This window comes from Parablastomonas sp. CN1-191, from assembly GCF_049354825.1.
Taxonomy (GTDB): Bacteria; Pseudomonadota; Alphaproteobacteria; order Sphingomonadales; family Sphingomonadaceae; genus Novosphingobium.
This window is the reverse complement of record NZ_CP186480.1, coordinates 1358499-1381882: the sequence shown is the minus strand read 5'-3', so window position 1 is coordinate 1381882 and position 23384 is coordinate 1358499. Positions and strand designations below refer to the sequence as shown.

Below are 23384 nucleotides of genomic sequence, written 5' to 3'. Positions count from 1 at the left end.
CGGCCCGTCATCGTCATGCTGGCGGCGCTGCTGGTGCTGCTGCCGCTGTCGCTGCTGGCGGGTCCGGTGCGGATCGATCCGTTCCACCCGGTGCTGCCCAACGCCAACGCGATCCTGCTCGACCTGCGCCTGCCGCGCGCGCTGCTGGCGCTGATCGTCGGCGCCGGGCTGGGCGCGGCGGGTGCGGCGATGCAGGGCTACCTGCGCAATCCGCTCGCCGATCCGGGGCTGTTCGGGATCGCGCCCTCGGCGGCGCTCGGCGCGGTCGTCGCGCTGTCGCTGGGCGCGGGGGCGCTGGTGCCGTGGGCGGCGCTGGCGGGCGCCGCGCTGGCGATGGCGGGGCTGGCGCTGATCGCCGGGCGCGGCGGCTCGGCGCTGCTGTTCACGCTTGCCGGGCTGACGGTGGCGAGCCTGGCCGGCGCGCTGATGAGCCTGGCGCTGAGCCTGGCCGCCTCGCCCTTCGCGCTGGCCGAGATCGTCGCCTGGCTGATGGGCGCCGTCGCTGACCGGTCGTGGGGCGACGTCGCGCTTGCCGCGCCGGCGACGCTGGCGGGCATCGCGGTGCTGCGGCTGGCCGGGCGCGGGCTCGACGCGATGACGCTGGGTGAGGATGCCGCGCGCAGCCTGGGCGTCGATCCGGCGCGACTGCAGGCGCTGCTGATCGCCGGCGTCGGGCTGACCGTGGGCGCGGGCGTGGCGGTGGCGGGGATCATCGGCTTCGTCGGCCTGCTGGTGCCGCACGCGGTGCGCCCCTTTACCGACCGGCGCCCGTCGCGCCTGATCGTGCCGTCCGCGCTTGGCGGCGCGGTGTTGCTGCTGGCGGCGGACACCGTCTGCCGGCTGGTGCCGCTGCCGGGCGGGGAATTGCGGCTCGGCGTCGCCCTGTCGCTGCTGGGCGCGCCGTTCTTCCTGCTGCTGCTGATGCGCTTGCGCCGGACGCTGACATAATGCTCGCCGCAAACGACCTGTCGCTTGCCGGACGGCTGGACCGCGTCACCCTGGCGCTGCGGCCGGGCGAGGTGACCGCCATCGTCGGTCCCAACGGCGCCGGCAAGTCGACGCTGATCGCCGCGCTGGCCGGGCTTGTCCGCGCCGGCCCGGTGACCCTTGGCGAGGCGCCGCTGGCCGCCATCACGCCGCGCGAACGGGCGCGCCGCATCGGCTACCTGCCGCAAGCGGGCGAGGCGGCGTGGGACGTATCGGTGCGCACGCTGGCGGGGCTGGGCCGCCTGCCTTGGGGCGACGAAGATGCCGCGCCGGTGGCCCGCGCGCTGGCGGCTTTGGACCTTGCCGGGCTCGCCGACCGGCCGCTGTCGACGCTGTCGGGCGGCGAACGCGCGCGGGCGATGCTGGCGCGGGTGCTGGCGGGAACCCCGCGCTGGCTGCTCGCGGACGAGCCGCTCGCCGCGCTCGACCTCGCGCACCGCGAAGCGCTGGCCGCGACCCTGCGCGCCTTGGCGGCCGATGGGATGGGCGTAGTGGTGGTCCTGCACGACCTGGCGCTGGCGATGAATCACGCCGACCGGGTCGTGGTGCTGGGCCAGGGCCGCGTCGTGGCCGATGGCCCGCCGGACGATGCGCTGTCCCCCGCCGTGATCGCGGCGGTGTGGGGGGTTTCGGCACGCTGGCTTGGCGCGCGCGGCGCGCGTGCGCTTGCGGTCGGCCCGGCGGCGGCGCTATCACCCGGTACATGACCAGCCCGGACCGCGCCGCACCCGCCCCTTCCGCTCATGCCGAGGTTCACTTCGTCACCCGCAGCGGGTGGCTGCGCGCCGCCGTGCTGGGCGCGAACGACGGGCTGGTGTCCACTGCCAGCCTGATGGTGGGCGTGGCGGCAGCGGCGGCCAGCCAGGGCCAGCTGGTACTGACCGGCGTGGCGGGCATCGCCGCCGGCGCGATGTCGATGGCCGCGGGCGAATACGTTTCCGTGTCCAGCCAGTCCGACGCCGAGGCCGCCGACCTGGCGCGCGAACGGCAGAACCTGATCGACGACCCCGCGGGCGAACACGCCGAACTGGCCGCGATCTACCGCGGCCGCGGCCTGTCGGCCGACCTGGCGGACCAGGTCGCCACCGCGCTGACCAAGGCCGATGTCGTGGGCGCGCACAGCCGCGACGAACTGGGGCTGACCGAGACCAACGTCGCCAACCCGCTGCAGGCCGCGATCGCTTCGGCGCTGTCGTTCCTGGCCGGCGGCGCGCCGCCGCTGGTGATCGCGCTGCTGCTGGCGGGCGGCAACGTGCTGTGGGGCATCGTCGCGGTGACCGTGGTCAGCCTGGCGGTGCTGGGCGGGGTCGGCGCGCACCTGGGGGGCGCGCCGCTGGCCCGCGCGGTCTTGCGCGTGGTCGGCTTCGGGTCGCTGGCGATGGCGGTGACCGCGGCGGTCGGCCGGTTGTTCGGCGCCGCGGTCTAGCCGTCTCCTACTTCTTCGCCGGCGCCAGCCCGCGCGCTTCCAGCATCGGGCCGACTTGCGGGTCGTGGCCGGCAAAGGCGCGGTACATGGTGGCATAGTCCAGGCTGCTGCCCTTGCTCAGCACCATGTCGCGGAAACGCTGGCCGTTGGCGCGCGTCAGCCCGCCATTGGCGGTGAACCACGCAAAGGCATCGTGGTCGAGCATCTCGGTCCAGATGTAGGCATAGTAGCCGGCCGCATAGCCGCCCGACATGATGTGGCGGAAATAGCTGGTGCGGTAGCGCGGCGGCACGGTCTGCACCTGCAGCCCGGTGGCGTTCAGTGCGGCGGCCTCGAACGCGTTGACCTCGGGCACCGGTTCGCCGGCCTTGAGCGCGTGCCACTTCATGTCGAGCAGCGCCGCCTCCATCGTTTCGCCCAGCGCGTAGCCCTGGTTGAAGTTGGCGGATTCGCGAATCTTGGCGACCAGCGCGGCCGGCATCGGCGCGCCGGTCTTGTAATGCCTGGCATAGCTGGCGAAGACCGACGGCTCGGTCGCCCAGTTCTCGTTGAACTGGCTGGGGAACTCCACGAAATCGCGCGCGGTGCCCGCCAGGCCCGGGTAATTGGCCTTGAAGAACATGCCGTGCAGCGCGTGGCCGAACTCGTGGAACAGCGTCGTCACGTCGTCCCAGCCCAGCAGTTCTGGCTGGCCGGGCGCGGGCTTGGCGAAATTCTCCACGTTGTAGACCACCGGGCGCGTGCCGAGCAGGTCCGAATTGGTCGAGAAGCTGCTCATCCACGCGCCGCCGCGCTTGTTGTCGCGCTTCCACGGGTCGAGATAGAACAGCGCAAGGCTCGATCCGTCGGCATCGAACACCTCGTACGTACGCACGTCCGGGCTGTAGGTCGGCAAGTCGGTGCGGCGCTTGAAGGTCAGCCCGTAGAGGCCGTTGGCAGCCTTGAAAACGCCGTTCTCCAGCACGTTTGTCAGCTCGAAATACGGCTTCACGGTGGCATCGTCGATCGCGTAGCGCTGCTTCTTCAGGCGCTCGGAATAATAGTCCCAGTCCGCCGGGGTGACGGTAAAATTGCCGCCCGACTTCCTGATGAAGGCATTGAGGTCGGCAGCCTCGGCCTTCTGCTTGGCAGCCAGGGCCGGGACCATCTGCTGCATGAAGCCCAGCGCCTCGGCCGGGGTCTTCACCATGCGGTCCTGCAGCGTCAGCGTCGCCCAGTCGGGATAGCCCAGCAGGGCCGCCTTCTGCGCGCGCAGGCCGACGATCTGCTTGATCAGCGCGCGGGTATCGTACTGGTCGCCGCGAACGCTGCGCGTCCAGCTGGCGTCGAACAGGGCCTGGCGGGTGGCGCGGTTGTCCAGCGTGGGGAGCGAGGGCTGCTGCGTCGTGTTCTGCAGCGGGATCACGTACTTGCCCGCCATCCCGCGCGCTTCGGCGGCCTTGGCGGCGGCGGCAAGGTCGCCTTCGCTCATGCCGGCCAGCTGCGCCTTGTCGAACGCGGGCGAGGCGGCGTTGGTGCCCTTGGTCAGCAGCTGGCTGAACTGCGTGGTCAGGTTCGAAAGCTGCTGGTTGTAGCCTTTCAGCGTTTCCTTGTCGGCCGCCGATAGCTGCGCGCCGGAGCGGACGAAATCATCGTAGGTGCGCTGCAGCAGCATCGCCTGCGCCGGGTCGAGACCCAGCGAGGCGGCGTTGTCATGCAGCGTCCTGACCCGCGCGAACAGCTTGTCGTCGAGGTAGATCGCGTCGTTCAGCGCCGCGTACTGGGGCGAAACCGCGGCGTCGGTGGCGTCGAGCACGGGGTTGGTGTTGGCGCCGGTCAGCGAACCCAGCACCGATCCCGCGCGGCTCAGCATCCGGCCCGACTTTTCCATCGCCACGATCGTGTTGTCGAACGTGGGGGCATCGGGATTGGCGGCGATGGCGGCGATTTCGGCGCGCTTGATGGCAATGCCCTGCTCGATCGCGGGGCGCAGGTCGGCGTCGGTGAACCTAGTGAAATCGGGAGCGCCGTATTGCAGGGCTGACGGCTGGGCGAAATATCCGGTCGGTTCGGGAATGGCGGGCGCGGCCGGCGGCGGCGCCTCTGCCGGGGTCATGGCGGGGCGGGTGGTCACGGTCGAGCAGCCGGCCAGCGCGATGGCGCCCAGCGAGGCGAATGCGAAACGGGTCATGGCGATCCTTCTTGGTGGGCGCGCAGCGCGGCGTTCGGCGATGAACGCGCTTGTCTTGGCGCGGCGATGTCCTGCCCCCAGCCTAACGCGCCAGCCGCATATGCCAAGCCCCGCCGGACATATCCGGCGGGGCCTGTCTTCGCATGCGCATCAGTGGGTTAGCAGCGCGAACCCGAAAGCGGGAAGGCGCCGAACGCGCCGGCCTTGACGGTGCCGGTCACGCTGTCGCCATCGATCGTGGCTTCGCATTCCAGCGCCATCGGCATCGGCACGGTCATGTTCATCGTCCAGCGGATGGTGTTGCCCTCCACCGTTCCGTCGGTAATGTCCATCGTGCCCAGGCCGCCGGCCATCGAACCGGTGAAGCGGTCGCCATCGGGCTGGACCGTCAGCTTGCTCGACTGGTCGCCCATCGGCGACTTGACGACGACATCGTAGGTACCTTCGACGCTCATTGAAATACTCCTCTTGCTGACATCGGGGTAAGTAAGCCCCCGGTCCAAGTCAATTCGACCCGCTCAGTTGCCGGCGGCGCTGCGGTATTCGACCGGCAGCCCTATGCCTTTCAGCTGCGGTTCGACCACCTTGCGATCGCCGACCACGACGATCAGCAGGTTGTCGGGCTGCAGGTACTGGCGCGCCGCGGCGTCGATCGCGGCGCCGTCGATGGCCCGGTACGTCGCTGGCAGGGTGCTGTAGTAATCGTCCGGGCGGCCCAGCCGGTCGTTGATCACGATCGCGCCCAGCACGTCGGCGTTGCTGTCGAAGCGGTTCGGCAGCCCGCGGATGTTGCCGTCGGTGACACGGCCAAGCTCGACCTTGTCGACCGGCTTCTTGCCCGGAAAGGCCGCCATGTCGGCCAGCAGCAGCTTGATCGAATCGCCCGTCCTGTCGGACTGGACCGCGGTGCTGACGCTGAAGCTGCGCGGCCCCAGCGGGGTCGGCACGCTCGATCGCACGCCGTATGTCCAGCCCTTGGTCTCGCGCAGGTCCATGTTGAGCCGGGACAGGAAGCCGTTGCCAAGCACTTCGTTGGCCAGATCGATGCTTTCCTTGCCGGCGTCCTTGCCGGTCAGCGGCAGGACGCGTCCGGCCACGATCACCGACTGCGGCGAATTGGGCCGGTCGACCATGACGATGCGCGGGGTTGCCGGCGGCAGCGCGCCGTCCAGCGCCTTGACCGGCACCGGCGCGGCGCCCGGCGTCCAGCCGCCGAAGGCGCGCTCAAGCATCGGCTTGAGCTGCTCCATCGTCACGTCGCCGACCACGGTGATGCGCGCCAGCCGCGGGTCGAACCAGCGCTTGTGCGCGGCCGACAGATTGGCCGCCGTCAGCGCCGACACGGTCTGGCGAGTGCCCAGGCCGTCGCCGGTCTGGCCGTAGGGGTGCTGCGCGCCGAACAGCAGCGGGGCGAACGTGCGCCCGGCGATGCGGCTGGGGTTGGCCTCGGCCTGCGCGATCGCGGTCAGGTGCTGGTCGCGCACGCGGCTGACGTCGGCATCCGCAAAGGTCGGGCGCAGCGCGATGTCGGACATCAGCGCCAGCGACGGGGCGAGGTTGGGGGCCAGCGCATCCAGCGTGACGGCGCTGGAATCGAGGCCGGCGTTGGCATCGATCTGGGCGCCCAGCGTCTCCTCGGTCTCGGCGATGGCGTCGGCGTCCTTGCCGGCCGCGCCCTGGTCCAGCAGGTCCAGCATCAGCCGCTGCGTGCCCGGGGTGTCGAGCGTGTCGGCGGCGGTGCCGGCGTCGAGGTTGAGGCTGACCAGCACCTTGGGGATGCCGGTGCGGCGCGCCAGCGCCACCGGGATGCCGTTCGACAGCGTCGTGCGCTCCACCGCGGGGAAGGTCAGCGCGCCGACCGGGGCGATCGGCGGGAATTCGCGCTTGTCGCCGCTGGTGAGCTTGGGGGCGGGCTTCTTGGCGTCGGGCTTGGGCGTGGGCGTGGTCGCCTCGTCGCCCCAGCCGCCCATCGTCGCGCCGCTCTCGGTGCGGGCGCCGGGGACGACGGCCAGCTTGTAGACCGGGCGGGTCAGCCACTTCTGCAGCGCCGCGGTCACTTGCGCCGGGGTGGTCGCGGCGATCTGGGCCAGCTGCTTCTTGTAGAACGCCGGGTCGCCCGAATAGAGCAGCCCTTCGGCAAGGGCCGCGCCCTTGCCGCCGAACCCGCCGACATCCTCCAGCGCGCCAACCTGCTGCGAGGTTGCCTGCATCGCCGCGCGCTGCAGTTCCTCCGCGGTCGGTCCCTGGGCGATGTAGTCGGCGATCAGCTTGTCGAAGGCAGCCTCGGCGCCGGCGCGGTCGACCCCGGGCTTGAGGTCCATGTCGACCAGGACGGTGCCGATCTGCTCCTCCTGCTCGACCTGGGCGGAGGCGGCGACCGCTTGCTCGCTGCCGCGCACCAGCGCCTTGTCGAGGCGCGAGCTGCCAAGCCCGCCCAGCACCCGCATGCCAAGGTCGAGCGGAACCGCGTCGGGATCGTTGAGGCCGGGCGCCGACCACGCGCGCAGCAGCTTGGTGACGGGGACCTGGTCCTTCATCTCGCGGCTGACCGGGGCGGCCAGCGTCACCGGGCCGGCCGGCGCGTTGGTCACCACCGGGCCGGCGGGGATCGAGCCGAACCACTTTTCCACCAGCGGCTTGGCGGTAGCGGCATCGATGTCGCCGGTCAGCGCCAGGATCGCGTTGTTGGGGCCGTAGTGGTCGGTGTACCACTTGCGCACGTCGGAGATGCTGGCGGCGTCGAGGTCCGCCATCGAGCCGATGGTCGAATGGTGGTAGGGGTGCCCGACCGGGAACAGCCCTTCCGGAATGGCATAGCGCGCCAGCGCATAAGGCTGGTTGTCGCCCTGGCGCTTTTCGTTCTGGACGACGCCGCGCTGCTTATCGAGCTTGTCCTGTCCCAGCGTGCCGAGCAGGTGGCCCATCCGGTCGCTTTCCATGAACAGTGCCAGGTTCAGCGCGCCGGTCGGCACGGTCTCGATGTAATTGGTCCGATCGGACGAGGTTGAACCATTTGTGCTGGTAGATCCCGCCCCTTCGAGCGGGATGTCGAAGTTGGGCACGTTCTCGCTGCCCGAGAAGAACAAGTGCTCGAACAAGTGGGCGAAACCGGTGCGGCCGCGCGGCTCGTGCTTGGAGCCGACGCGGTAATACGTGGTGACGCCCACGACCGGCGCCTTGCGGTCGGTGTGGACCAGGACGGTCAGGCCGTTGGCGAGCTTGAATTCCTCGTAGGGCACGTCGACGGAGGCGGCGATCTGCGACAGCGGTGCGGGTGCGGGCATGGCCGCATCGGCCTGGTGGGCCGTCCCAAGGGGGGCGGAAACCGGTGCCGGGGAGGCTGCGGGCATCGTCGCGCAGGCGGTAAGCGAAAGGGCGAGAAGCGAGGGTACGATCAGCCGGCGCACGGGCGGTCTCCTGAAAAACGGGGTTGCAAAGGGGTTTAGCAAGCGATCAGCGATCGCTCACCACATATCGACGAACGGCATGGGCGAGCACATCGGCGCGCTCGAAATGAACCGGCTTGAACTGGTGGCGCGCGAACAGGGTGGCCTGGTCGTTGTAATGGGGGCTGGCAGGGCGGGTGGTGGCGGCGCCGAACGGCTCGATCGATTCGGACCGGACGCGGCCGTCCTTGCCCCACTCCATGACCATCACGAAGCTGTCGCCGTGCTTGACCGCCAGGCGCCCGTCGCGCGGGTCGATGTCGTAACTGGTGGAAGCGCGCAGCGTGTCGCCGCCGCCATCCAGCGGCAGGTCGACCGCGCCGCGGCGCAGCCGCAGGACATCGCCCAGAGGCGGATCGAGCCGGCCGAAATAGCGCTCCAGGTGGTCAACCGCCTTCTTGAGGTTGGCTTTCGGATCGGGCGGCGGGCGCAGGTTGTAGCTCGCGCTCATCGCATCCTGCAGCACCATGTCGGCCAGCGCGTCGGCGCGGCCGACACCGTCCATCGTCATGTCCCACCCGGCCAGCAGGCGCTGCCCTTCGGCCAGGCGCGGTTCGCCGCGCAAGTCCAGCCGCGCGACAGCGTCGAGCATCCAGGCGACATAGCCGGTGCGTTCGTACCCGGTATCGAACTTTATGTGCAGCAGCGCGTCGCGGCCGATCGGGCTGGTCTGCGACAGCAGCTTGACCGCGCGATGGGCGCGGTTGGTCATGTCGGTTTCGACCCCCCAGATCGCGGGAACCTTGCCGGGGTCGAGCTCGCTGCCCGGCCCGGCGGCCACGAACGGGGTGTTGTTGGCGTTGAACAGGAAGCCGGAGGCGGGATTGACCAGGTGCGGCACTTCCTTCCACGCGATCGGGTGACGCCAGACCAGGTCCGAGCGGTCGCCCGGGACGATGCCGCGCCAGTCCGGCCCGGGCCTGCGGTCGGGAATCCGTGCATTATACCAGTAGGCGATCGTGCCGTTACGGTCAGCGTAGATGAAGTTGGTGGACGGCACCGCCTGCATCGCCATCGCCGCTTGCCACTGGCCGAAGTCCTTCGCCTTCGTCAGCCGGTAATACTGCTCGAGGCTGCCGAGCGTGTCGATCCCGGCATAGCGGATCGCGAAGGCGCCCCTGTCCGATATCACGACCGGACCCTGCAGGCTGCGGTACAGAGTCTTGCGCACCGGCAACACGATCGGCCCGATGCGGACCGGCAGCGTCACCGTGCGCGCCTGCAGCGGAACCCACTTGCCGTCCATGCGGTAATGCGTCCGGTTCGCGTCCAGCGTCAGGCGGTAGATGTCGATCAGGTCGGGCCGGTTGACCGTGTTGGTCCAGCCCAGGTTCTCGTTGTGGCCCAGGAACGGATAGGGCGATCCGGGAAAAGTCGCCCCGGCAAAGTGCCAGCCCTGGTCCGAGCTGACCTCCAGTTCGTACCACGCCACGCCCCCCTTCCACGGCTGGTGGGCGTTGGAGATCAGCCGCGTCGTCCCGTCACCCGAACGCGCCGGCGCGACGGCAAAGGCGTTGGAACCCGCCAGCGCGCCGTCCTCGCCGATCGGCAGCGGCATCGGGCGGGGCATTGGGCGCGGCAGGGCCTGCTGGTCGCCGCCCCCCAGCGCATAAGGGAGGATCGTCATGCTGGTCAGACTGGGCCCATGCTCGGCTCGCAAGGGCTCGCCGCCGACCAGCCGGCCCAGCACGCCGTCCAGGCCGAAGAAGAACGGCTGCCGCAGCGCGAACCCGGCGGCGATGTCCAGGCCGTTGGCCGGGAACAGGTGCGCCAGCTTGACCTCGCCGGGGTGCGTGGCGGCATAGCGGTTGAGACCCGCCGCATAGGCTTCGAACAGCGCGCGCACGTCGGCCGGGACCTGGCCGTAGTGACGTTCGGCGGTGCCGCGCGCATCCAGCAGGTTGTAGGCGAAGTCGATCTTGGCGCCGTCCGCGCCGGCGATGGCGCCAAAGCGCCCGCGGGTCATCGCCAGGACGTCCTGCAGGGTGGAGAAATCGTCCTCCGAATGCGCCCATGCGACCCCGAACACGGTATCGGCGTCGGTATGGCCGTGGATGTGCGGCACGCCGAACTCGTCGCGGACGATCTCGGCGGCATAGGCGCGGGGCGGCGGCGCCTTGGCGGCGCGCGCGGTCAGCGGCTCCCACGTCGCGAGTGCAACGAAGGCCACCAGGACCACGATCAGCAGGAGCCATCCCCCCCGCGCAAGCCAGCGCTTCATCGCCTCGGGATAGCCGACCGCGGTGGACGCGCAAGGGGCGTTCGCGGATTGGCGGGTGGCAACCGGGCCCGTCCCGGCTAAGAGCCGGCGTCGCCACAAGGAATTGCCCGATGACCGTTCGCCTTGTCCTTGCCGCCGCGCTGGCCTGCTCGGCACTGATGCCCGCCGCCGCGCCGGCTGCACCCGCTTCGCCCAATGCCGTCGCGATCCCGGAAGCGCAGCTGCCCCTCGATCCGCGCTTCTCGGCCCGCCGGATCGAGGCCGACGTTGCCTTCCTCGCCGATGACGCGATGCGCGGGCGCGAAACCGGCAGCCCCGAGCTGGAAATTGCCGCGCGCTTTGTCGCCCAGCGGTTCGCCGCGCTCGGCCTCGTGCCGGGCGGCACCGATGGCGGCTGGCTTCAGCGCGTGCCGTTCCAGCGCGTCGTGCCGTCGAGCGCGCCTGCAGGCGCCACGCTGAGCGGACCGGGCGGGCCGCGCGAATGGGTGAACGGCAAGGACGTGCTGATCACCACCTCCCGGCTGGAGCCGCAGGTCGACCTGACCGCGCCGGTGGTGTTCGTCGGCTACGGCCTGTCCGACCGACGGCTCGGCATCGACGATTATGCCGGGCTCGACGTCAAGGGCAAGATCGTGGCCGTGCTGGGCGGATTTCCCGCCGGCATGGCAAGCGAGGAGGGCGCCTATGCTGCCGATGAAAAGGCCAAGGTCGCCAGCGACCGCGGCGCGATCGGCCTGATCACGCTGCCGACCGAGGCGAGCGACCGGGTTGCCCCCTTCGCGCGCCGCGCCGAGTACCTTTCGGTACCGCGCTTCGCCACCACCGACGCCAACGGCCGGCCCGAGGTGGAGGCCCCCGGGCTGCGCGCCAGCGCCACGCTGAACGCGGCCAGTGCCGCGGCGCTGTTTGCCGGCGCGAAGTCCAGCTACGCCGCCGTACGGACCGCCGCGCGCGGCAAGGCGCCGGTCGCCGGCTTCCCGCTGGCGGCGACGCTGCGGATCCATGGCGGGACCGAGGCGAGCGCGATCACCAGCCCCAATATCGCCGCGGTCATTCCGGGATCCGATCCGGCCCTCAGGGACCAGTACGTGATCCTGTCGGGCCATCTCGATCACATCGGCATCAGCCCCGCCAAGGCGGCCGACACCGCCGCGACCGACCGTATCAACAACGGTGCGATGGACAACGCCGCCGGCGTCGCGACCCTGCTCGAAGTCGCCCGGGTGATGAGCGAGGACCCGGTCAAGCCGCGCCGCTCGGTCCTGTTCGTCGTCACCACCGGCGAGGAGAAGGGCTTGCTGGGCGCCGACTATTTCGCCCGCCATCCCACCGTTCCGGCAAAAGCGATCGTCGGCAATGTCGATCTCGACATGCCGCTACTGACATATCCCTTTACCGACGTGGTCGCCTATGGCGCCGATCATTCCTCGCTCGGCGCGATCACCGCCGCTGCCCTGGCGCCGATGAAGGTCTCGCTGTCACCCGATCCGACGCCCGAGGAGTCGATCTTCGTCCGGTCCGACCATTACATGTTCGTGAAGCAGGGCGTACCGGCGGTATTCCTGTCGACCGGGCGCGCCAACGGCGGCAACCCGGCCTGGGAGGAATTCTTCGCCAAGCGCTACCACCGCCCCGCCGACGACATGAGCCAGGCCTTCGACTGGCGCGCCGGTGCCCGCTTTGCCGAGGCGAACTGGCGCATCACCCGCGCGATGGCGGATGGGGCGGAGCCGCCGCGCTGGCTATCGGGCGATCCGTTCGGCGACATCTTCGCCCCGTCGGCACCGCGCGCCGCGAATGCGGCCGGGCCGGGCGCAAAGCAGCCATAGGATCGAGCGATGGGTGTTGGCAGGCGGGGCCGCCGCCATTAGCTTGGCCGCCATGGACGAAACCGCCTCCCTTGCCGGCCGCGTGCTGCTCGCGATGCCGGGAATGGGCGATCCGCGCTTCCAGAACGCTGTGATCGCGATGGCCGTGCACGATGCCAACGGTGCGCTGGGGATCGGGCTTGGCCACCTTCACCCGGGCCTGCGTCTGCGCGAACTGCTGCAGGGCCTCGACATCGATCCGGGCGAGGCTCCCGACGCGCCGGTGCACAACGGCGGCCCGGTCGAGCCGGAGCGCGGCTTTGTTCTCCATTCGCCGGAGTGGCAGCTGGGCGATTCGATCCGCGCGGGCGCCTTCGGCCTGACCGCCTCGATCGAGGCGCTGCACGCCATCGCCGCCGGCAACGGCCCGCGCCGCTGGGCCTTTGCGCTCGGCTATGCCGGATGGGGCGAAGGCCAGCTGGACGAGGAGATGCGCCGCCACGGCTGGTTCGCTGCCGAGGCGCGCGACAAGATCATTTTCGAAACCCCTGCCGCAGCGCGCTGGACGGCGGCCTGGAAAGCCGAAGGCATCGACCCGGCCATGCTGGCGGGCGAAACCGGAAGCGCGTGACCGATCGGCCGACGGCGAGGCGCGCCGCGGACAGATCAGCCGTCAGCGGCGCGACGCATCACCGCGTCGCGTTGTAATTCAGCTGGTCGTTGGTGAGCTGGAAGCCGACCAGCACTTCGAACGTCGCGCGGGCGACCGCGGCCTTGACGTCGGGGCGCGACAGCGGGTCGACCGCGGCATCGGATTCGCCGGCCTTGCGCTTGCGGGTGATGATGTCGCGGATGTCGGCGGGCAGGGTGGCTTCGGCCTTGTCGATATAGGCCTCCGCCTTGCCGCTGGCCTGGGCGCGTTCCTGGCCGTCGGCGAACGAAACCGCGACCTGGCCGACACGCTTGGAGATGACGACGTTGCCGCCGCGCAGCACGGTGACGAACACCGGCAGCGTCACGGTTCGGGCGCCGCGGGTGTCGGTGCGGCGGGCCAGGACGTCATACGTGACGCCGGCGTATACCTTCTCGCCGGTGTCGTTGCAGGCGCTGCGCACGTGGGTCATCGCCGCTGTCACGTCCAGCGCGTTGAGATCGGTCGCCCCCGGGGTGCGGAACAGGGTGATGTCGCCGGTATAGTCGGCGATGCCGACCGCGGGGCAGACGCTGCGGACGGCGGTGATGCCGACGCCTTCGTCGACCACGATGTCGCCAGTGGTCTTGCACCCGGCCAGTGCGGCGGCGCCCATGGAAAGGATCGCTAGGTGGCGGAAGTTCATGCGTGGGGATCCCGGAAACTGACTGCCGCCCGCCCTAGCGGCGCGCAGGCCGAAGCGCTAGGGGGTGCGAGATGAATGCTCCCTTTCAAACTACGCCAAGGCCGCTGACCGTTCTGGTTGCCGCGCCGCGCGGGTTCTGCGCCGGGGTCGACCGCGCGATCGAGATCGTCGAGCGGGCGATCCAGCGCTACGGCGCGCCGGTGTATGTCCGCCACGAAATCGTCCACAACCGCTTCGTCGTCGATGCGCTGAAGGCGAAAGGCGCGATCTTCGTCGAGGAGCTGGACGAAGTGCCCGATGGCGCTCCGGTGGTATTCAGCGCCCACGGCGTGCCGAAGGCGGTGCCCGCCGCAGCGACGAACCGCGGGCTCGACTGGCTCGACGCCACCTGCCCGCTGGTCAGCAAGGTCCATCGCCAGGCCGAGCGCCAGGTCGAGGCTGGCCGCCATATCGTCTTCATCGGCCACCGCGGCCATCCCGAAGTGCTGGGCACTTTCGGCCAGGTGCCGGAGGGGTCGATGACGCTGGTCGAGACGGTCGACGACGTTGCGGGGCTGACCTTCGCAGACGGCAAGCCGCTGGCGTTCCTAACGCAGACGACGCTGTCGGTCGACGATACCGCCGCGATCGTCGCCGCGCTGAAGGCGCGCTACCCCGGCATCGTCGGACCCAAGGCGGAGGACATCTGCTACGCTACCTCGAACCGGCAGGAAGCGGTGAAGGCGCTGGCCCCGCGCTGCCAGCTGGTGCTGGTGATCGGGGCGCCCAACTCCTCCAACTCGCTGCGGCTGGTCGAAGTGGCGGAGCGCTGCGGCACGCCGTCGCGCCTGATCCAGCGTGCCGCCGAGATCGAGGATGGCTGGATCGACGGTGTCGAGACCCTGGGGCTGACGGCCGGTGCCTCGGCGCCCGAAGCACTGGTCGAGGAGGTGATCGCCCGGGTCGGGGCGGGCCGCGTCATCACGGTCGAGCAGGTGGTCACCGCGCAGGAGAACATCGTCTTCAAGCTGCCGCGCCAGCTCGCGGACTGATGGCGGTCTACACGCAGCTCGGCGCCGAGGCGCTGGCGGAGCTTATCGGACACTACGACATCGGCGCCCTGGTTTCGGCCAAGGGCATCGCCGAAGGGGTTTCCAACTCCAACTGGCTGATCGAGACCGAGCGTGGCCGATATGTCCTGACGATGTACGAGCGCCGGGTCGATGTCGGCGATCTGCCCTATTTCCTGGCGCTGGTGGACCACCTCGCGGCGAAAGGCTCGCCCGTGCCGGCGACCATCCATGACCGCGCGGGTGCCGCCAGCCGTGCCATCGGCGACAAGACGGTGGCGTTGTTCGAGTTCCTGCCCGGCGTCTCACCCACGGCGCCGACCCCAGCGCAGGCGCGCGCCGCGGGCAAGGCCCTGGCACGGCTGCACCGCGACGCCGGCGATTTTGCACCGATCCGCGCCAACTCGGTCGGCCCCGACGAATGGCGGCGGCTTGCCGATGCCTGCGGAACCCACGGCTTCGCCGCGATCGATCCGGCGCTCGGCGGGATCGTGAGTGCCACGTTGCCGCGCGTGCTGGCCGAGTGGCCCGGGAGTCTGCCGCGCGCCACCATCCATGCCGACCTGTTCCCGGACAACGTCCTGATGCTGGGGAACACGGTGACCGGGCTGATCGACTTCTACTTCGCTTGCACCGATTTCGCCGCCTACGACGTCGCGGTCACGCACGCGGCATGGTGCTTCGGCGGCCCGGACGAGACGTTCTCGCCCGCGGTTTCCGGGGCTTTGCTGGCAGGCTACGAGGCGCTCCGCCCGCTTTCGGCGGCGGAGCGGGATGCGCTGCCGCTGCTGGCGCAGGGCGCGGCGCTGCGGTTCGTGCTGACGCGCGCATTCGACTGGATCAACACGCCCGCCAATGCGCTGGTCACGCGCAAGGATCCGATGGCCTTCGCGCGCCGGCTGCAAGTCTATGCCGAAAGCGGCAAGGCAGCGTTTTCGTGAAGCACGTCCAGATATTCACCGACGGCGCCTGCAAGGGCAACCCGGGTCCCGGCGGCTGGGGCGCGATCCTGCGCATGGGTGAGCACGAAAAGGAACTGTCGGGAAGCGAACGCGCAACCACCAACAACCGCATGGAACTCCTGGCCGTCATCAAGGCGCTGCAAGCGCTCAAGACCCCCGTGCTCGCAACGGTCCATACCGACAGCAAGTACGTGATCGACGGGATCACCAAGTGGATTTTCGGCTGGCAGAAGAACGGCTGGAAGAACGCGCAGCGCCAGCCGGTCAAGAACGCGGACTTGTGGCAGGACCTGGTTGCCGCGGCGCGCCCGCACAAGCTGGAGTGGATGTGGGTCAAGGGCCACGACGGTCACCCGGAGAACGAGCGGGCCGACCGGCTCGCCAGCGACGCCGCGATCGCCCAGTCCTAGAAGCGCGTCGGCGCGTAAGGCGCCGGATCGACCACGCCGGGGGCCCGCCCCACAACCAGCCGCGCCGCGAGGTCCGCCGCTGCCGGTGCGGTCTGGATGCCGAAGCCGCCTTGCCCGGCAAACCAGAAGAAAGCCGGCTCGGCGCGGTCGAAGCCATAGACCGGCAAGCGGTCGGGCGCGAAGCTGCGCAGGCCGGCCCACTTGTGCTCGACCGCCTCGATCCGCCAGTCGGCGACGCCTTCGAAGCGGTCTATCGCCAGCGCGACGTCGATCTCCTCGGGCGCGGCATCGAGCGCGGCCGAGGGGGTCTCGTCGTGCGGGCTCAGCCACAGGCGGCCAGCCTCGGGCTTGAAATAGAATGTCTCGTCAAGGTCGAGGACGAGCGGAAGATCGGCAGGCGGCGCGGGTGCCGTGCGCACCTGCGCCACCGTGCGGCGGTAAGGCGCGATGCCGATCGGACCGACGCCGGCAAGCTGCGCCACCGTGTCCGCCCAGGCACCGGCGGCGTTGACCAGGATCGCCGCCTGGACCGTCGCGCCGTTGGCGAGCGTCAGGTCCCAGCCGCTCGCGCGGCGCAGTGCCTGCGTGAGCGCGGCGCGGCAGCGCACCGCCCCGCGCAGCTGCGACAGGTAATGGTGGTGCAGCGCCGAGACGTCGATGTCGGCGCAGGCGGGCTCGAAGGCGCCGCGCGTCCACGCGTCGCGCAGTCCGGGGATGCGGGCGAGCAGCGCGGCACGGTCCAGCTCGTCGACCCGTACGCCAAGGTCGCGATAGGTGGCGGCAAAATCCGCCAGCGCGTTCTCGCGGCCCCGGCGTGCAATCGTCAGCGCGCCGCGTTCGGACAGGAACCCGCCCTCCCGCAGGAATGGACCCGACGCGGTCGTCAACGGCTGGACCCCGGGCCCGCCGTAGCTTTCGGTCCAGAACGCCGCCGACCGCCCGGTCGCATGGTAACCGGGCCGGTCTTCCGCCTCGATTACCAAGACGCGGGCCTGCGCTGCCAGCGCCGCGCCCAGCGAGGCGCCTGCCATGCCGGCGCCGACGATGGCGATGTCGTAGCGCGGCGAACCCTCGGCAAGCGGATCGCCGCTCATCGCGGCGGGGCAACCAGCGTCAGGAAATCGTCGATCGCGGCGATCGCCTTAGCGCGCACCGGATCGGCCTCGCGCAGGATTTCGTGATGCGCTTCGGGCCCGAAGGTCACCGGCTCGACGTTAGGAAGCCGCCGAGCCGCGCGCATCGCCGCCGCGAAGCTGACTAGCTTGTCGTTGCTGGTGGCCAGCATCAGGATCGGCGTCTTTACCGCTTCGAGCACGCCGCGCTTTTCCAGGCCCCGCATCGAGGCGTAGGCCCGCTCGACCCAGCCCCAGCTGCCCGGGCCCATCACGAGTTCGGGCCGCGCCTCGCGCCAGTACAACTCGTCGGCATAGCGCTCGGCGTCGTGCGTGAGCAGGCCCGCGCGCGATTCGGGCGGCTGGCCGGGCTTCTCGCTCCACTTCCAGGCCGGGCGGCGCGGATCGCCCAGCCGCGTCATCAGCGTGGCGACGCCGTGCAGCAGGCTGCCAGGCAGCTGCGGCCCGGCAAACCCCAGCATCGGCGCGGACAGGATCGCGCCGTCGGGATCGACCCGCCGCTCCGCCAGGGCGCGCAGCACCAGGTGGCCGCCCATTGAATGGCCGGCCAGGATGCGAGGGCCGGGCGCGGACGCCGCCCAATCGGCCCAGAACGCGGCAAGGTCGTCCACCCACTGCGAAAAATCGCTGACGTGGCCGGTGACCGCATCGGTGCCGAGCCGTCCCGATCCGGCCTGGCCGCGCCAGTCAGCCGCGGTGACCGCGAAGCCCTGCCGCGCCCAATGGCCTAGCGTCTCGAGGTACTTCTCGTAGAAATCGCCACGCCCGGGGAGGAACAGGATCGAGCCCCGCGGGGCGTCGGGACGCGGCCAGTCGATCCGGCGCACGGCGTGGCCATCGGCCGCGATCCAGCGGCTTTCGCGCGCTGCGGGGGGAATGGCGCGGCGGTTCGGGGGCGGGGCGGCTTCGTGCTGAATGGCGACCTCTCAGGCGTGGTTACTATTTGGTAAGCCCTGTGCCTTAGGCGTGCACCCCAGACACGATCGGGGGATCGCATGCCGGTGAATGTGCCGTTTGGGGCCGCTGCTTACGGATTGCTTGCCGGATTGGCAATTGCGCTGCTTGTCGCGGCGTTTACCGACTTGCGCCGGCGCCAGATCGACAACGGGCTGAACGCGCTCGTCGCGCTTGCGGCGCCTCTGTACTGGTGGGCCGCCGGGCTCGGCTGGAGCGGCGCGGCGATTCAGGTCGCGCTCGCGGTCGGCGCGATGGCGGTGTTCACGCTGCTGTTCGCGCGCGGCCTGATGGGCGGCGGCGACGTCAAGCTGCTGGCCGCGCTGGCGCTGTGGCTGCCGCCGCTGTCCTATTTCCAGCTGCTGTTCATGATGGCGATCGTGGGCGGGGCGATGTCGATCGTCGCGGGCGCCCGCAACCTCGACCTCGCGCCCGAGGAAACCGGCAAGCGCCGCCTGGCGGTGATCGCCGCGGCGCTGTGGCTGCTGCTGACCGTTTATGTCGTGCGGGTCATGAACGGCGCCGCGCCGGTCGATTTCGGTGCGCTTGGCGCCCCGCTCGGCGCCATCGGGGCCGTGCTGGTGCCGTGCTTGCTGATCGCGGTGTTCGGCGTCCTGCTGAGCGGCGCGCGGGTCATCGCGCGGCGGCAGAAATCCAAGCTCCCGGTGCCCTATGGCCTGGCCATCTCGGTGGCGGGCCTGTGGCTTCTGGCGACCCACCCTGAGCAGCTCGTCGCTGCGGCGGGGCCGGTCATCGGCTGACGGAAACTCGATCTTAACCATTTGCCCGCAGGTTGCGAACCGAGGGCAGGGATTTGTTGCAGGGGGGCTTAACGGCCATGGACAAGAAGAAGCTGATGTTGCTGCTGGGCGCGATGGTTATCGCCATCGGCACGGCCATGGCGGCACGGAGCATTTTCGCCGGCGCATCCGCGCCCAGGGCCGAAGCGGCGGTGCCGCAAGGCCCCAAGGTGCTGGTGGCGCAGCGCGCGCTGCCGGTCGGTACGATCATCACCGCCGATTCGGTCGCGTTCCAGGCCTGGCCCAAGCAGATGATCCAGGACGCCTACTTCATCGATGGCGAGGCCGACATGAGCAAGCTGCTCGGCACGGTCGTGCGCTATCCGGTTACCGCCGGCCAGCCGGTCACCCAGGGCGCGCTGGTCGCGCCGGGCGATCGCGGCTTCCTGGCGGCGGCGCTGGGCGCGGGGATGCGCGCGGTCACCATCTCGGTCTCGCAGAAGACCGGCGTGGGCGGCTTCGTGTTCCCGGGCGACCATGTCGACCTGGTGCTGACCCAGACCGTTCGCACCCAGGATGGCGGCGATACGCTGAAGGCGTCGGAAACGATCCTGCGCAACATCCGCGTGCTCGCCACCGACACATCCACCGAGACCGAGACCGTCGACGGCAAGACCGTGGTCAAGGGCTTCCGCACCGTCACCCTCGAGGTGACGCCCAAGATCGGCGAGAAGATCGCCGTCGCCCAGACCATCGGCACGCTCAGCCTGTCGTTGCGCAGCCTGGCCGACAACCAGTCCGAGCTCGACCAGGCGATCGCCAGCGGCACGGTCAAGGTGCCGACCGGCGTCAGCAAGGAAGAAGAGGACAAGCTGCTCAGCCAGGCGATGAACCGCCCGGTCGAAGGCGGCGCAACCTTCGTCACCGGCGGCGACGTTTCGCGCTTTCAGCGCCGCACCATGGGCGCTGCCAAGCCGCCGGCGCCGACCACGGCCTACGCCCCGGCGTCGATGGGCTCGCGCCCCGCGACGGTGGTGACGGTTTCCGGGCCGGTGGTCCGCGTTACCCGCGGCAAGGTCACCAGTGCCGAACCGGTCGGGAAGAACTGACATGGTCCGCGTCTCCGCCAATCGCTCGCCGAACCGCATCGCCCGGAAAGGGATCCAGATGAACCGCTCGCTTCCGCTGCTGCTGGCAGCCAGCCTGGCCGCCCCGCTCGCGCTCGCCGCGCCGGCCGCCCAGGCCCAGTCGGTCAGCCGCCCGATGAACGACCTCGTCCTTTCGATCGGACGCGGCCAGCTGATCACCGTGCCCGGCGCGATGGCCGACGTGTTCGTCGCCAACGACGACATCGCCGACGTGCAGGTCAAGTCGCGCAACCAGCTCTACGTCTTCGGCAAGGCCGGCGGGACCACCACGGTCTATGCCAGCAACGCCGCGGGCCAAGTGGTCTATTCCGCCAACGTGCGGGTCGGCTCCAACCTCGACAGCGTCGACCAGATGCTCGCGCTGGCAATGCCCGACGCACACGTTTCGGTCGCCACGATGGGCACCAACACCTTCCTGCTGACCGGCACGGTCGCCTCGCCCGAGGACGCCGCCGAGGCGGCGCGCCTGGTGCAGGCCTACTCGGGCAAGGATGCCAACGTCATCAGCCGCCTCCGCACGGCGACGCCGCTGCAGGTCAACCTGCGCGTCCGCTTTGCCGAAGTCAGCCGCACGCTGGTCCGCTCGATCGGGGTCAACCTGACCAGCGTCGACACCAGCGGCGGGTTCAAGTTCGGCATCGGCCAGGGCCGCACCTCGGGCATGCCTAGCTTTACCCCCGGCAGTCCCGGCGGGCTCGGCGTCGGCCGGACCGAGGGGCCGACCGGCGGCTCGGTCGTGACCAACTCGGGTACCGGCTCGACGCTGGGATTCGCGGGCAAGCTGCTCGGGCTCGACCTGCTCGGCGCGCTTGACCTCGGCGAACGGCTCGGCCTCGTCACCTCGCTGTCGGAACCGAACCTGACCGCACTGTCGGGCGAAACCGCTGACTTCCTGGCGGGCGGCGAATATCCTATCCCGATCAGCCAGGGGCTTGGCACAACCTCGATCGAATACAAGCGCTTCGGCGTCAGCCTGGCCTACACGCCGACGGTGCTGGCCAACGGCCGCATCTCGCTGCGGGTTCGCCCGGAGGTGTCCGAACTGTCGGCCCAGGGCGCCATCACGCTCAACGGCTTCCAGGTGCCGGCGCTGACGGTGCGCCGCGCCGAGACCACGATCGAGCTCGGTTCCGGCCAGAGCTTCATGATTGCCGGGCTGATGAGCAACGGCGCGCAGAACCAGATCCAGAAGGCCCCGGGGCTGGGCGACATTCCGATCCTGGGTTCGCTGTTCCGCTCCACCAACTTCCAGCGCGGCGATACCGAGCTGGTCATCGTGGTGACGCCGTACCTGGTCAACCCGGTCAACGCGAGCGAGATCAAGTACCCGACCGACGGTTACCAGAATGCCAGCGACATTCAGCGCCTGCTCGGCAACATGGAGAACGACGGCAAGAGCGGCGCGCAGCGCCCGATGCCCAGCTCCGCGCCCGCCGACGTGACCGGCACTGGCCCCAGGGTCGGCGCGATCGAGACCCCGGCGGACCTCTACCGCGCGCTCGGCAACCCGGCTGCGGCCGGCGGCGCCGACTCCAAGGACAAGCGCAAGAAATCCAAGCAGGTGCAGACGGCCTCGGCCGCCCCGGCGCCCGGCTTCAACCTGAACTGAGCGAGGCGAGACAGATGCGTACATCCCATAACCTTGCCCGCCGGCCGGCGTCGCTGCTGGTCCTCGCGCTCGGCCTGTCGCTGTCCGCGTGCGGCGGCATCCCGTCCAACCGGTCGCTGGAATCGATCCACCAGCCGGTGGTCTATCGCACCAACTACGCGCTCGACCTGATGGCCGGGCCGGATGGCCTGTCGCCCAACGAGGCGCGCCGCCTGGCCGGCTGGTTCGAGGCGCTCGACCTGCGCTACGGCGACAAGATCGCCATTGACGATCCGCTCGCCAGCTCGGCCACGCGCGCCTCGATCGAGGCGGTGGCGAGCCGCTATGGCATGCTGGTCGGCGCCGATGCCCCGGTCACCCAGGGCGCCATCAGTGCCGGGACCGCGCGCGTCGTGGTGTCGCGCAGCCGCGCCGAAGTGCCCGGCTGCCCGGACTGGTCGGCCAAGTCGGACCTCAACGACGTCAATGGTGCCGGCTCGAATTACGGCTGCGCCACCAACGGCAACCTGGCCGTGATGGTCGCCGACCCGCAGCACCTGATCAAGGGCGAGGTCGGCAATGGCGAAACGACGGTGATGAGCTCGAACAAGGCGATCGAGACGTACCGCGCCGCCGACCCGACCGGCACCAAGGGCCTCAAGGACAACGGCACCTCCAGTGCCAGCTCCGGTAGTGGGAAGTAAGACGATGAACGCTCCTTTCAAACCGGCCGTTGCCGGCAGCCGCGATCCCTTCGCCAGCTACATCTGCGACGAGGCCGCGCTCGACGTCCTGCGCCCGGTCGTGATCGAAATGGGCTGGCAGCCGGAGAAGTGCCACAAGGGCGGCCTGCGCAACGCGGTGCAGTCGCTGTCGATCACCGCCAGCCCGAACATCCTGATGGTCGACCTGTCCGAATGCGGCGATCCGCTTGGCGACATCAACGCCCTGGCCGAAGTCTGCGAGCCCGGCACGGTGGTCATCGCGGTCGGCCAGGTCAACGACGTGCGTCTTTACCGCGACCTGCTCGCCAGCGGCATCCACGATTACCTGCTCAAGCCGCTCAATCCCGCCGCGGTGCGCGAGACGCTGGCCGGTGCGCAGGCGATCTTCAACGCCCCGCGCAACCAGGACCCGGGTGCGGCCAAGCGCCACATCTCGACCGCGGTGATCGGCACGCGCGGCGGGGTCGGCGCGTCGACGCTGGCGACCTCGCTGGCCTGGCTGTTCAGCGCCGAGGAAAAGCAGCCGACCGCGCTGCTCGATCTCGACATTCATTTCGGTACCGGCGCGCTTGCGCTCGACCTGGAACCGGGCCGCGGCCTGACCGACGCGATCGACAACCCGGGCCGCATCGACGGCCTGTTCATCGAGCGTGCGATGATCCGCGCCAATGAGAACCTGGCGATCCTGTCGGCCGAGGCGCCGATCAATTCGCCGCTGATGACCGACGGCGCCGCCTTCGTGCAGCTGGAGGAGGAATTCCGCCAGGCGTTCGAGATGACGGTCATCGACCTGCCGCGCAACATGCTGATCAACTTCCCGCACCTGCTGGCCGACGTAAACGTCATCGTGCTGGTGGTGGAGATGACGCTGGCATCCGCGCGCGACGCGATCCGCATCCTGTCCTGGCTCAAGACCAATGCCGCGCACGTCCAGACGCTGATCGTCGCCAACAAGGTCCAGGCCGGCACGATGGAGATTTCCAAGCCCGACTTCGAAAGCTCGATCGAGCGCAAGATCGATTTCTCGGTGCCCTATGACCTCAAGGCTGCGTGCAACGCGGCCAAGCTCGGTCAGACCTTTGCCGAGGCCAATCGTTCGAGCAAGCCGGGCAGCGTGATCCGCGACCTTGGCCGCGCGGTCGGCGGGGTGACCGACAGCGAAAGCGACGGCGATGACGGCAAGCCCGCCAAGGGCGGCTCACTGCTGGCCAAGTTCGACCTCAAGGGCCTGATGGCCAAGAAGGACGGCAAGAAGGCCGGGGCCGCCGCCGCGGCGTAAG

The 23384-nt window shown here is 70.0% G+C and carries 20 protein-coding genes; 13 read left to right on the top strand and 7 right to left on the bottom strand.

The annotated features are described in order from the left end of the window. Positions 1-15 precede the first annotated feature (15 nt). The 3 genes from ACOYW6_RS06855 to ACOYW6_RS06845 are packed head-to-tail and all read left to right on the top strand — an operon-like array spanning position 16 to position 2413. Positions 16-948 carry a FecCD family ABC transporter permease gene (locus ACOYW6_RS06855; RefSeq protein WP_423143085.1) on the top strand — a complete coding sequence of 311 codons (933 nt, stop codon included), beginning with the start codon at positions 16-18 and terminating at the stop codon, positions 946-948. Beyond that, complete coding sequence (locus tag ACOYW6_RS06850) at positions 948-1694, top strand: ABC transporter ATP-binding protein (protein WP_423140585.1); 747 nt, start codon at positions 948-950, stop codon at positions 1692-1694. The genes ACOYW6_RS06855 and ACOYW6_RS06850 overlap by 1 nt, the downstream gene beginning before the upstream one ends. Continuing rightward, positions 1691-2413 (top strand): VIT1/CCC1 transporter family protein, encoded by a 723-nt coding sequence (locus ACOYW6_RS06845; protein ID WP_423140584.1) that lies wholly within the window; start codon positions 1691-1693, stop codon positions 2411-2413. Before ACOYW6_RS06850 ends, ACOYW6_RS06845 begins: the two co-directional genes overlap by 4 nt. A 7-nt stretch (positions 2414-2420) precedes the next feature. Here the strand turns inward: ACOYW6_RS06845 and ACOYW6_RS06840 are convergent, their stop codons facing one another. The 4 genes from ACOYW6_RS06840 to ACOYW6_RS06825 form a co-directional block, all read right to left on the bottom strand. Then, on the bottom strand, positions 2421-4583 hold the full coding sequence (locus ACOYW6_RS06840; protein WP_423140583.1) for a M3 family metallopeptidase: 2163 nt from the start codon (positions 4581-4583) through the stop codon (positions 2421-2423). A gap of 158 nt (positions 4584-4741) precedes the next feature. Next, a complete protein-coding gene (locus ACOYW6_RS06835; RefSeq protein WP_423140582.1) occupies positions 4742-5038 on the bottom strand; it encodes a hypothetical protein in 297 nt (98 codons plus the stop codon). A gap of 63 nt (positions 5039-5101) precedes the next feature. Next, complete coding sequence (locus ACOYW6_RS06830) at positions 5102-7933, bottom strand: M16 family metallopeptidase (protein ID WP_423143084.1); 2832 nt, start codon at positions 7931-7933, stop codon at positions 5102-5104. Between the two features lie 103 nt (positions 7934-8036). Beyond that, positions 8037-10250, bottom strand: a complete 2214-nt coding sequence (locus ACOYW6_RS06825; protein WP_423140581.1) for an acylase — start codon at positions 10248-10250, stop codon at positions 8037-8039. Between the two features lie 110 nt (positions 10251-10360). Here ACOYW6_RS06825 and ACOYW6_RS06820 point away from each other — a divergent pair, with 110 nt between their 5' ends. Next, positions 10361-12079: a M28 family metallopeptidase gene (locus ACOYW6_RS06820; RefSeq protein ID WP_423140580.1), complete on the top strand. Its 1719-nt coding sequence runs from the start codon at positions 10361-10363 to the stop codon at positions 12077-12079. Positions 12080-12131: 52 nt separating this feature from the next. Next, positions 12132-12689 (top strand): YqgE/AlgH family protein, encoded by a 558-nt coding sequence (locus ACOYW6_RS06815; RefSeq protein WP_423140579.1) that lies wholly within the window; start codon positions 12132-12134, stop codon positions 12687-12689. A 58-nt stretch (positions 12690-12747) separates the two neighbouring features. Here ACOYW6_RS06815 and ACOYW6_RS06810 read toward each other — a convergent pair whose 3' ends face one another. After that, positions 12748-13395 (bottom strand): hypothetical protein, encoded by a 648-nt coding sequence (locus ACOYW6_RS06810; protein ID WP_423140578.1) that lies wholly within the window; start codon positions 13393-13395, stop codon positions 12748-12750. Between the two features lie 71 nt (positions 13396-13466). Between ACOYW6_RS06810 and ispH the strand changes: the two genes are divergently transcribed. Genes ispH through rnhA form a run of 3 tightly spaced genes read left to right on the top strand, consistent with a single transcriptional unit; the run spans position 13467 to position 15816 of the window. Then, on the top strand, positions 13467-14426 hold the full coding sequence (gene ispH / locus ACOYW6_RS06805) for a 4-hydroxy-3-methylbut-2-enyl diphosphate reductase (RefSeq protein ID WP_423140577.1): 960 nt from the start codon (positions 13467-13469) through the stop codon (positions 14424-14426). Then, positions 14426-15385, top strand: a complete 960-nt coding sequence (thrB, locus tag ACOYW6_RS06800) for a homoserine kinase (RefSeq protein WP_423140576.1) — start codon at positions 14426-14428, stop codon at positions 15383-15385. Before ispH ends, thrB begins: the two co-directional genes overlap by 1 nt. Then, positions 15382-15816, top strand: coding sequence for a ribonuclease HI (gene rnhA, locus ACOYW6_RS06795; protein WP_423140575.1), 435 nt, complete (start codon positions 15382-15384; stop codon positions 15814-15816). The genes thrB and rnhA overlap by 4 nt, the downstream gene beginning before the upstream one ends. On the opposite strand, the gene ACOYW6_RS06790 is transcribed toward rnhA, so the two are convergent. Both ACOYW6_RS06790 and ACOYW6_RS06785 read right to left on the bottom strand, forming a co-directional pair. After that, positions 15813-16910: an NAD(P)/FAD-dependent oxidoreductase gene (locus tag ACOYW6_RS06790; protein WP_423140574.1), complete on the bottom strand. Its 1098-nt coding sequence runs from the start codon at positions 16908-16910 to the stop codon at positions 15813-15815. The two genes, rnhA and ACOYW6_RS06790, sit on opposite strands and share 4 nt — an antisense overlap. Then, positions 16907-17866 carry an alpha/beta fold hydrolase gene (locus ACOYW6_RS06785; protein ID WP_423143083.1) on the bottom strand — a complete coding sequence of 320 codons (960 nt, stop codon included), beginning with the start codon at positions 17864-17866 and terminating at the stop codon, positions 16907-16909. The genes ACOYW6_RS06790 and ACOYW6_RS06785 overlap by 4 nt, the downstream gene beginning before the upstream one ends. 84 nt (positions 17867-17950) lie before the next feature. Here ACOYW6_RS06785 and ACOYW6_RS06780 point away from each other — a divergent pair, with 84 nt between their 5' ends. From ACOYW6_RS06780 to ACOYW6_RS06760, 5 genes are all read left to right on the top strand, one after another. Beyond that, the gene (locus tag ACOYW6_RS06780; protein WP_423140573.1) at positions 17951-18664 is read left to right on the top strand and encodes a prepilin peptidase; all 714 of its coding nucleotides are present in this window, start codon (positions 17951-17953) and stop codon (positions 18662-18664) included. Between the two features lie 77 nt (positions 18665-18741). After that, complete coding sequence (cpaB, locus tag ACOYW6_RS06775; protein ID WP_423140572.1) at positions 18742-19752, top strand: Flp pilus assembly protein CpaB; 1011 nt, start codon at positions 18742-18744, stop codon at positions 19750-19752. A gap of 58 nt (positions 19753-19810) precedes the next feature. Next, the gene (locus tag ACOYW6_RS06770; RefSeq protein ID WP_423140571.1) at positions 19811-21400 is read left to right on the top strand and encodes a type II and III secretion system protein family protein; all 1590 of its coding nucleotides are present in this window, start codon (positions 19811-19813) and stop codon (positions 21398-21400) included. 14 nt (positions 21401-21414) lie between these two features. After that, positions 21415-22083 (top strand): CpaD family pilus assembly protein, encoded by a 669-nt coding sequence (locus tag ACOYW6_RS06765; protein ID WP_423140570.1) that lies wholly within the window; start codon positions 21415-21417, stop codon positions 22081-22083. Between the two features lie 4 nt (positions 22084-22087). Next, the gene (locus ACOYW6_RS06760) at positions 22088-23383 is read left to right on the top strand and encodes a pilus assembly protein CpaE (protein ID WP_423140569.1); all 1296 of its coding nucleotides are present in this window, start codon (positions 22088-22090) and stop codon (positions 23381-23383) included. Position 23384: the final 1 nt, after the last annotated feature.

Bases quoted from the DNA above. Each gene is read 5' to 3' on its own strand.
- ACOYW6_RS06855 (WP_423143085.1), top strand. From the start codon at position 16: ATGCTGGCGGCGCTGCTGGTGCTGCTGCCGCTGTCGCTGCTGGCGGGT.
- ispH (WP_423140577.1), top strand. From the start codon at position 13,467: ATGAATGCTCCCTTTCAAACTACGCCAAGGCCGCTGACCGTTCTGGTT.
- ACOYW6_RS06790 (WP_423140574.1), bottom strand. From the start codon at position 16,910: ATGAGCGGCGATCCGCTTGCCGAGGGTTCGCCGCGCTACGACATCGCC.
- ACOYW6_RS06830 (WP_423143084.1), bottom strand. From the start codon at position 7,933: ATGCCCGCAGCCTCCCCGGCACCGGTTTCCGCCCCCCTTGGGACGGCC.
- ACOYW6_RS06825 (WP_423140581.1), bottom strand. From the start codon at position 10,250: ATGAAGCGCTGGCTTGCGCGGGGGGGATGGCTCCTGCTGATCGTGGTC.
- ACOYW6_RS06810 (WP_423140578.1), bottom strand. From the start codon at position 13,395: ATGAACTTCCGCCACCTAGCGATCCTTTCCATGGGCGCCGCCGCACTG.
- cpaB (WP_423140572.1), top strand. From the start codon at position 18,742: ATGGACAAGAAGAAGCTGATGTTGCTGCTGGGCGCGATGGTTATCGCC.
- ACOYW6_RS06820 (WP_423140580.1), top strand. From the start codon at position 10,361: ATGACCGTTCGCCTTGTCCTTGCCGCCGCGCTGGCCTGCTCGGCACTG.
- ACOYW6_RS06770 (WP_423140571.1), top strand. From the start codon at position 19,811: ATGAACCGCTCGCTTCCGCTGCTGCTGGCAGCCAGCCTGGCCGCCCCG.
- ACOYW6_RS06835 (WP_423140582.1), bottom strand. From the start codon at position 5,038: ATGAGCGTCGAAGGTACCTACGATGTCGTCGTCAAGTCGCCGATGGGC.
- ACOYW6_RS06840 (WP_423140583.1), bottom strand. From the start codon at position 4,583: ATGACCCGTTTCGCATTCGCCTCGCTGGGCGCCATCGCGCTGGCCGGC.
- ACOYW6_RS06760 (WP_423140569.1), top strand. From the start codon at position 22,088: ATGAACGCTCCTTTCAAACCGGCCGTTGCCGGCAGCCGCGATCCCTTC.
- ACOYW6_RS06845 (WP_423140584.1), top strand. From the start codon at position 1,691: ATGACCAGCCCGGACCGCGCCGCACCCGCCCCTTCCGCTCATGCCGAG.
- ACOYW6_RS06815 (WP_423140579.1), top strand. From the start codon at position 12,132: ATGGACGAAACCGCCTCCCTTGCCGGCCGCGTGCTGCTCGCGATGCCG.
- thrB (WP_423140576.1), top strand. From the start codon at position 14,426: ATGGCGGTCTACACGCAGCTCGGCGCCGAGGCGCTGGCGGAGCTTATC.
- ACOYW6_RS06850 (WP_423140585.1), top strand. From the start codon at position 948: ATGCTCGCCGCAAACGACCTGTCGCTTGCCGGACGGCTGGACCGCGTC.
- ACOYW6_RS06765 (WP_423140570.1), top strand. From the start codon at position 21,415: ATGCGTACATCCCATAACCTTGCCCGCCGGCCGGCGTCGCTGCTGGTC.